Origin of the sequence: Chryseobacterium oleae (genome assembly GCF_900115055.1) — a bacterium.
GTDB lineage: Bacteria > Bacteroidota > Bacteroidia > Flavobacteriales > Weeksellaceae > Chryseobacterium > Chryseobacterium oleae.
Window position 1 is genome coordinate 425,351 of the sequence record NZ_FOVD01000004.1, and the last position, 9,498, is coordinate 434,848.

At 39.6% G+C, this 9,498-nt stretch carries 4 protein-coding genes; all 4 read left to right on the forward strand.

All coding sequences use genetic code 11. The annotated features are described in order from the left end of the window. Window positions 1–39 precede the first annotated feature (39 nt). The 4 genes from sov (at window position 40) to BM143_RS15640 (ending at window position 8,985) form a co-directional block, all read left to right on the forward strand. Entirely contained in the window at window positions 40–7,056 is a 7,017-nt protein-coding gene (sov, locus tag BM143_RS15625; protein ID WP_090025383.1) for a T9SS outer membrane translocon Sov/SprA, read from the forward strand. Between the two features lie 129 nt (window positions 7,057–7,185). Beyond that, window positions 7,186–8,088 carry a hypothetical protein gene (locus tag BM143_RS24185; protein WP_228430857.1) on the forward strand — a complete coding sequence of 301 codons (903 nt, stop codon included), beginning with the start codon at window positions 7,186–7,188 and terminating at the stop codon, window positions 8,086–8,088. A 167-nt stretch (window positions 8,089–8,255) separates the two neighbouring features. After that, on the forward strand, window positions 8,256–8,633 hold the full coding sequence (gene gcvH, locus BM143_RS15635) for a glycine cleavage system protein GcvH (protein WP_034725701.1): 378 nt from the start codon (window positions 8,256–8,258) through the stop codon (window positions 8,631–8,633). Window positions 8,634–8,658: 25 nt separating this feature from the next. Next, on the forward strand, window positions 8,659–8,985 hold the full coding sequence (locus BM143_RS15640; RefSeq protein WP_262484252.1) for a VanZ family protein: 327 nt from the start codon (window positions 8,659–8,661) through the stop codon (window positions 8,983–8,985). Window positions 8,986–9,498: the final 513 nt, after the last annotated feature.

Here is a 9,498-nt window from a genome sequence, read left to right on the forward strand (position 1 = left end):
AAGCATCTCAAAATATTTTTGTTCCTGTCGTTCCTGTGCATGTCAGTAAGTGCCTTTGCACAACAGGTACGTGATACTGCGATCATAAAGAAAGAATATCAACTGGCTGACCCCACCCGGTATGAAGCCTTTTATGACATAAAAACCGGAATGTACTATGTATATCCAAAGATTGGAAATACCTACACCGGCCCGCCTACAGCGATGTCCCCCGAAGAGTATAAAGAATTTATGCTCGCGACTCAGACAAGAGCTTACTACAAAGAGAAATCTGACAAATACAGTCTCCTTTTCAGAAGAGACAGGACGGATGCCAAAAAGCAAGGCCTTATTCCGTCTCTGATGATCAACAACAGATTATTTGAAACCATTTTCGGAAGTAATAAAATTGAGATCATTCCTTCAGGATATGCCTCTCTAGACTTTGCCGGACTTTACCAGAAAATAGACAACCCGCTGATCCTGCCACAAAACAGGACCAGTTTTACGTTTGATATAGACCAGAGAATACAGCTGGGACTTTTAGGAAAAGTAGGGGAGAACCTTCAGTTGAAAGCCAATTACGATACCCAGAGTGGTTTCGCATTCGAAAACAGAATGAACCTCGTATGGCAGGCAAAAGGAAGCTGGAAAGACCTTCAGACAAAAGGTCTTGGTGATGTAGACAAGCCAAGTGCCGGAGGGGAAGATAAAATCATAAAAAGAGTAGAATTCGGTAACGTAAATATGCCGCTTTCTACCAGTCTTATCCGTGGTTCACAATCCCTTTTCGGGGTAAAGTCGGAATTCCAGCTTGGGAAGACCTTCGGAACAGTAGTTCTGTCCCAACAGCAGGGTGAGGCCAGAAATATTGTCGTACAAGGTGGTGGGGTTATGAATAACTTTAAAGTCAATGCTATTGACTACGAAGATAACCAACACTTTTTCCTGGGGCATTACTTCCTCGACCGTTATGACCAGGCATTGCTTAATTATCCGCAGATCAATTCCACCGTCAACGTAACCAGATTGGAAGTTTGGGTATTGGACCAGGGGAACAGTAATCTGGCTTACCAGAAAAGTATCATTGGGATCAGGGACCTTGGAGAAGGAGTCGGAGGATTGCCGGATAACTCACAGAATGGATTATACCAGTCTATTAATGCTGCCATAGGACCGAGAGAAGCCGGTAAAAACTATGCAACCACATTCCAGGGGCAGAGTTTCCCGGGAAGTGCGCAGCCCTATGATAACGGCGAGCAGTTTATTTTTAATACAAAAGCAAGAAGGCTGAATACCAATGAGTATACCTTACAGCCTCAGTTAGGATATGTTTCATTAAACCAGAAGCTGAACGAAAATCAGCTTTTAGCCGTTTCTTACTCATTTACAGACGGAAGCAATAAAGTATATAAAGTTGGAGAATTCTCCGAAGAAAGCCCTGTACTGGTAACGAAGGTTCTAAGAGTAAATAACAAAGTGAATACACAATCTCCGATGTGGGACCTGATGATGAAGAACATCTATTCTCTGGATGCAGGACAGGTAGCGCAGGACGGATTTATTCTTAATGTTTTCTACAGAGATCCGAAGAGTGGAGGTAAGGTAAACTATCTTCCTGGTACTCCAGTTCAGGATAAGAATTTACTAAAACTATTTAACTGGGACCGTTTGAATATGAACGGTGATATCCAGGCCAGCAGCGGTGTACTGGGAGACGGTATTTTTGACTTTGTGAACGGGATTACGATACGGCCGGAAACAGGTAGGATTATTTTCACCAAAGTACAGCCTTTCGGAAGCTTTATGGAGAGTCAGATTGGAACTAACGATCCGCAGTATGTATTTAATGACCTTTACCGCCAGCAAAAGCAGGTAGCCACTTCCAGTAACCTTGCACAGCGTTATACGATTGAAGGGCGTTATAAAGGAACACAGGGACAGGGAATTTCTCTTGGAGCGGTAAACGTTCCTCAGGGATCTGTAAAAGTTTCTGCAAACGGAGTTCAGCTGACGGAAGGGGTAGACTATACCGTAGACTATATGCTCGGAACGGTAACGGTAATCAACGAAAACGTTAAACAGTCCGGACAGGCGATTAATATTTCACTGGAAAACCAGCTTACATTTAATACCCAGAGAAAAAGATTCTTAGGATTAAACTTAGAAAGAAGATTTAATGAGAACTTTATCATCGGTGGAACGGTTGTCAACTATTCAGAATCTCCGCTTACCCAGAAGGTAAATTATGGACAGGAAGCTGTTAATAACACCATGGCAGGGGTGAATATGATGTACAACAATCAGGTGCCTTTCCTGACCAGACTGACCGATAAAATTCCATTAGTAAACACCGAAGCGCCATCCAACCTGAACTTCAAAATGGAAGCAGCTTATTTGCTTCCCGGACTGAATAAAGGAACGAATGATCAGTCTTATATTGATGACTTCGAACAGACCACTTCTAAGATATCTTTAAAAGAACCGGCTGCATGGAGCCTTGCTTCAAGACCGGAAAAAAATACAGCGGCACCGTTCAACGGACCGCCTGCCGACGATGCATTGACAAGCGGCTATGGAAGAGGACTTCTTTCCTGGTATAATATTGACCCTAGATTCTGGGGAGTAGGAGGTAGAGCGCCTGCGGGAATTACGGCACAGTCCGTTTCCAATCACGCGTCCAGAAGAGTTCAGTATTCCGAGATTTACAATAACAGAGATTTTGTTGCGGGTGAGCAGACTTTCACCAATACCTTAGATATTTCTTATTATCCTAATGAAAAAGGTCCTTATAACGTCAATCCCGGCACTGAAACAGCAGCTGCGAGATGGGCGGGGATCATGAGACCGATCAGTGTGTCCAACTTTGTGAATTCCAACATCGAATATGTGGAATTCTGGATGATGGATCCTTATGCGGACGGAAATACCTTAGGAAACAGAGCCAGACTATTACTTCACTTAGGAAACGTTTCCGAAGATATCCTGAAGGACGGTAAAATGCAGTATGAAAACGGTCTTCCTACTCCGGGAGCTCCTTCTACTACAACTACCTCCAACTGGGGAGTACAGCCAAAGCAACCACCTATTCTTTATGCATTCTCAAGTGAAGGGGACGACAGAAGATCTCAGGATTTAGGATACGATGGTTTAAGCTCTGATCAGGAAGCGATGAGATTCGGGAATACATTTGTAAACCCGGTGACCAACCTGGCTGACCCTGCAGTAGATGATTTCGTGTTTTTCATGTCTGATAAATTTACAGGCGGGCAGGCTTCATCTCTTGTTCAGCGATACAAATACTTCAGAAACCCGGAAGGGAACTCTCAGGCCAACTCTCTGGAAGTGGCTTCACAGACTCCGGATGCAGAAGATATCAATAAAGATTACAACCTAGACCAGACGGAAAGCTACAATGAATATATTGTAAAGCTTGATAAGCCGAGTCTTGCATTAGGAACAAACAATATCGTAGATATAAAAACGGTAAAGGCAAGTTTCCAGAACGGGCAAACTTCAGATGTAAAATGGTACCTGTTCAGAATCCCGGTTTCAAAATATGCAGAAACTGAAGCTGAAGGAGAAAGAAACCCATCGGTACTGAACAACGTAAGGTTTGCAAGATTAATGCTTGCGGGCTTCGAGCAGACTTCTACTTTGAGATTTGGAACGCTGGATCTTGTAAGATCGGACTGGAGAAAGTATCCTAAAAATATTGCACTGTTTTCACAACCTAATCCGGATCCTGCTACCAATGAAGGAGGTGTGGAGGTGAACACTACCAATCTTGAAGTTGGAAGTGTAAATATTGAAGAAAATGCCCTGAATCAGCCTCCATATGTATTGCCTCCTGGTATCGACAGACAGGTATTAAGCGGAAATGCTGGTGCACAAAGACAGAATGAGGCATCTCTATACATGAAAGTGAACGACCTTGTAAGTGGCGAGGCAAGAGGAGTATTCAAAAATACTTCACTGGATATGAGAAGATATAAAAAACTAAAACTTTTTGTACACGCTCATAATCCGAATATCAGAGAACCTGGGGGTGGTGAGATAGACCGTAAAACTAAGTTCTTCATTCGTTTCGGTAGTGATGCTACAGACAACTATTATGAATATGAAGCTTCCCTGAAGTTAACAGAAGGTACAGCAACTGCACCAATGGAAATCTGGCCGTTTGAAAATGACGTTGAACTGGAAATCCAGAATTTGGTAGATGCTAAAATAAGAAGAGACAAAAACAATCCGAATAGAATAGCAGAAAGAATAATGGATCCGAATTTTGAACTCGGACCTAGCTTTAAAAGAATATACGTTAAAGGACGTCCAAGTTTAGGAAATGTGACCACTATTATGGTTGGTATCAGAAATGGTAACGAAAGAGCAGATCCGCAGACTTCTATCAACCGTGTTCTTTGGGTAAACGAAATCCGTCTTTCTGAAATTGAAAACGATGGCGGATATGCAGGTAATGCGAGCTTGAACTTTAACCTTGGTGATTTTGCAACCATTAATACGAGTGCATCTTATACCTCTGTAGGTTTCGGGAATATAGATTCAAAACCGGCAGAAAGAACACAGTCTACGCAATCAGCATTCAGTATCAATACAGCGATAAACGTAGATAAATTACTTCCTGAGAAAACCGGAATGAAAATTCCGTTAAACTATTCTTATTCACAAACCATCGAGGATCCGAAATACAATCCTCTTGATACCGATGTGGAATTCAGTAAGGCAGCCAATAAAGAGCAGCTGAAAAAAGTAGCAAGAACATACACACAGCAAAGAAGCATCGGTGTGGTGAATATGCACAAGGAAAGAGTAAATCCAAATAAGAAGCCTAAATTCTATGATATTGAAAACGTTTCCGTAACTGCGGTTTATAACGATGACTATTTCAGAGATATTTACACCTCTAAAAACTACAGACAGTATCTGAGAGGATATGTGGATTACAACTATACCTTCAAGCCTTGGGTGATTAAGCCTTTCAACAAAATGATCAGTGATACGGCGAAATCTACAAAATACCTGAGATGGGTAAAAGAATTCAATTTCAATCCAATTCCTACAAGACTATCTTTCAGAACGGAAATAGACAGAAATTACAACGAGCTTGAATTTAGAAACGTAGAAGCAATCCTAAGCGGAAACACAGGCGATAGCTTTGCGGCGATCAGAAACAGAAACTTCTTCTTCGGATGGCAGTACGGTTTAGGATTTAATTTTACAAAATCATTAAAACTGGAAATCAATTCTGCGACAAGAACACTGAATGATAATATAGACGTGAATGGGATGAGTAATAAATCCATCTTTGGAAATATCTTCAGAGCAGGTAGACCGGTATTGTACAATCACAGAGTGCAGCTGAACTATAAACTGCCGTTCCAGTACCTTCCGTATTTAGATTTCATTGATGCAGAAGTAGGTTACGGAATGACGTATAACTGGAATGCCAGATCTACAGCACTCCTTTCAAGTCCTGAAGGAAGCCTTGGTTCTGTAGGTCAGAATACCAATGTGATCCAGGTAACAGCTACAGCTGATATTCCTAAGTTCTTCGGACAGTTTAAATATTTCAAGAATATCTCTGCAAAACTGCAGAAACGCAAGCAGGAAATAGACTCTCTGAATAACGCATACACGCAGCAGTGGGAGAAGAGAAGATACAGATACAAGAGTTATAAGTTTAAAAACAAACTGACGATTCTTCAGAGCGCAGCTTTTGTGATGACATCATTCAAGCAGTTAGATGTTAATTACTCTGAAAACAACGGAACAGTACTTCCTGGTTTATTGTCTGCACCGAATATGTATGGTTATGGCCAGACATTGGGAGGTCCTACGATGGGATTCCTTTTCGGATCACAGGCAGATATCAGAAGAACAGTGCTGGAAAACGGATGGGTAAGTGATTCACCATATATGACCGATCCTTACATCAAGATGTCGACCAGGGAATTGAGGGCCAATTTACAGATCGTTCCAATGAATGATTTCAGGATTGACCTGAGTACACTGCACAACTATAACAGAAACTTTTCACAATCCGGATTTAATAACAGGAATAACCTCGGAACAGCCAATCATGATTATGCTTTCGCGAATGATCAGGTGACATACTCCAATTCAGTGGTGCTTTTAAAAACTTCATTCAAAGAAACTCAGGCTGTCTACCAGGCAATCAGGGAGAATGCAAGAATACTGTCACAGCAGTTGGGTATAGGGGAAATATTGAATAGTGATGGTTTTGCGGATCATTACAGTATTGCCAATGCGTACGTATTAATCCCGGCGTTCAGAGCAGCAGTGGAAGGAAAATCTGTCAAGCAGGTCGGAAATGCCAAGAAAGCAGGAATCCCGATTCCAAACTGGAGACTTACATACTCAGGTTTAAGAAATGTTCCGATTATTAATGGTCAGTTCTCTAAATTTGATATCCTGCATGGATATACCGCAACGTATACCGCAACAGGAATCCAGTCGAGTATTGATTACTTTAACAGGATTTCAGGAGGAAATGCATTCGATGTTAATAATGATTATATCAATCCGTTTACCTTCTCTCAGGTGGGCTACGTAGAATCCTTCTCACCACTTATCGGAATAGATGTGACCATGAGAAACAATATGCAGTTCGGACTTCAGTACAACAGAAACAGAATGATGATTCTGGGATTGGTGAACCATACCCTTACGGAAGACTCCAATAGTGAATATGTAGTGCGATTGGGATACATTGTCAAGAACTTCAGATTAGGAATGGCGAATACAAGAGGATCCAGAGGAAAAGGAAGCGATCTTAACATCAGAGGAGATATTTCATTGAGAGACAGTAAAACCTCTATCATGAATATCCTGCTCGATGATTCACAGATCACGGGAGGTCAGAAACTGATGAATATCAAGATTTCTGCAGACTACAATGTTTCAGAGAATCTGAACTTAAGAGTCTTCTACGAGCAGATGACTTCCAAGTATAAAATATCGACGGCATTCCCGCTGTCTACCATCAGAGCCGGTCTGTCTGCGACGTTCACATTTGGTGACTCAGGCGGTGGTTTCTAAAATAAAATTAATATGTAGTTATTAAAACTAAAATCCCTTTCTATAAAAGAAGGGGATTTTAGTTTTAATTTACAAATGAAGGAAGATTTGAATTCTATATATTACCTTTGCGCAATTAATTTTTAAACTATGAAAAGAGTATTATTGAGTTTTGGATTGTTTTCATTTGGGATGATGTTTTCCCAAGATATCCCGTTTGACAAGCTTTATGGGAATTCTGATCCTGTTCATTATTACCTGGGGCATTATCCTGTAGCGAGTAGTGATGGTTTAGATATTAATTGGTATGGAGGAATAAAATTACAGACTTCTGCAGGAGTAGGGATACAGCTATTAAGAGACGGAAATGTAGGAATAGGAACTTCTACTCCAATCCAAAAATTAGATGTTTTGGGTAATATCCTGACTGGCAATACAAATTCTACGGAAGGCATTAATGCATTAGCTATTAGATATGAAGACGGATCAATTAATAATTGGGGTGCCTTAAGAAGCTCGTCATCAACGTACATGAGCTTTGGAGTTAAGGCTAATGGTTCGGGTCTTGGATGGTTATCCAGTAATGGAACGCTTGATTGGACAAAAACGGCGATCACTTTAGATAATGAAGGAATCAGTTTCTTAATGAAAAGTCACCAGCAAATTGCATTAAACTCACCTGTAACCATGACTGAAGTCATGAAAATCTCTCCCAACGGAAATGCTTTGTTACAAGGTAAATTTGAAGCAAAAGAAATAAAAGTTACCCTTACTCCTACAGCTGACTTTGTCTTTAATGATAATTATGATCTTCCAAAGTTGGAAGAGGTGGAAAAGCATATAAAAGAGAAAAAGCACCTTCCTGAAGTAGCATCAGCAGCACAGATGGAAAAAGAAGGGGTTAATGTTGGAGAGTTTCAGATTAAACTTCTTCAAAAGATTGAAGAATTAACGTTGTATATGATAGAACAAAGTAAACAACTTAAGACACTTCAGGAAAATAATGATAAACTGAGTAAAGAAGTAAAGGAATTAAAAACTAATAATAAGTAATATTGGTAATGGATAAAATTAGATATATATTATTATTTATCTAATTTAAAACTAAGGGGAATATATAAAATCATAAAAAAAATAATAATTAAAATTTGATCAAGATATTCATTACTTCTTTGAACCTTTTATTATTTTGAATACATTTGTACAAAATAAAAATTAAAATGAATACACCATCAGAATTAAAGTACACGAAAGATCACGAATGGATCAAGATTGAAGGTAACGTAGCTACAATTGGTATTACAGATTTTGCACAAGGAGAACTTGGCGATATCGTATATGTAGATGTAGATACTGTAGATGATGATCTTGAAGGGGGAGCGGTTTTCGGAAGTGTAGAAGCGGTGAAAACGGTTTCAGATTTATTCTTACCTATTGCAGGAAAAGTTATTGAATTTAATTCAGAATTGGAAGCTCAGCCTGAGCTGTTAAACACAGACCCTTACGGAGACGGTTGGATCATTAAATTAGAACTTGCTGATGGTGCTGATCATTCAGAACTGCTTACTGCAGAAGAATACCAGGCAATCATTGGATAAGATTTCAAAAATATTCAGTAAGATTTTGCCCATTTATTGGGCATTTCTTACTTATATGCTCCTGAAGCCGGGTGAAGAGAACCAGGAATACTGGTTTATGTTCAGCGGTATCGACAAAGTTTTACATGTGAGCATATTTGCCATGTTAGGGTTCTCCTTCATTGCAGCATTTCCCAGAATTAAATTTTCATACTTTTTTCAGATCATCCTTATATATGCATTCCTTACCGAGATCTTTCAGGAGGAGATGGGATTAGGCAGATCCATGGAATCTTTAGATATCGTAGCAGATACTATAGGATGCTTAATAGGATACTATATATATAAGGTATTAATCAAACGCTTTTTCTAAGCCAGACACTACTATTTATATGGTATCATAAATTCTGTGTGATTTTCACCTATCTCCAGAAAACCTATTCAATAGAAGGGGGCGTTAGCCCGCTTACAACAGAAGCAGAATAGGATGGCTTTAGCCAAAATCGAGACTCTAGGCCTTTTCCTTCATCTTTTTAGTGCATCTTTTAACTCCTACTTATTATCCTCCCTCATTGTGGATAACTGTATTATCCTTATAATACTCTATTAATTAATGGTTTAAAATGATATTTATCCCCATTATGAATGTATTGTAAACTTTATGTTAAATAAACTTGTTTTGCGTATGAATAAGTTGTTATCTTTGCCCCACTGAAAAACGAGAGTAGGACAGTAGCACAGAAGAGCTTTTAGATAAGCATTAACTATTTATACGAGCTTTAAGAGACAATCGAAAAACTTTTAAAACTTTTAGAAATAAAAGTTGTGAGTTTTAAAAAAGTTTGTATCTTTGCAGTCCGGTTAAACGGAGCGCAGAAGTGAGTAA

Excerpts from the sequence above, each read along its gene's own strand:
- BM143_RS24185 (WP_228430857.1), top strand. The coding sequence starts at position 7,186 with ATGAAAAGAGTATTATTGAGTTTTGGATTGTTTTCATTTGGGATGATG.
- gcvH (WP_034725701.1), top strand. The coding sequence starts at position 8,256 with ATGAATACACCATCAGAATTAAAGTACACGAAAGATCACGAATGGATC.
- sov (WP_090025383.1), top strand. The coding sequence starts at position 40 with ATGTCAGTAAGTGCCTTTGCACAACAGGTACGTGATACTGCGATCATA.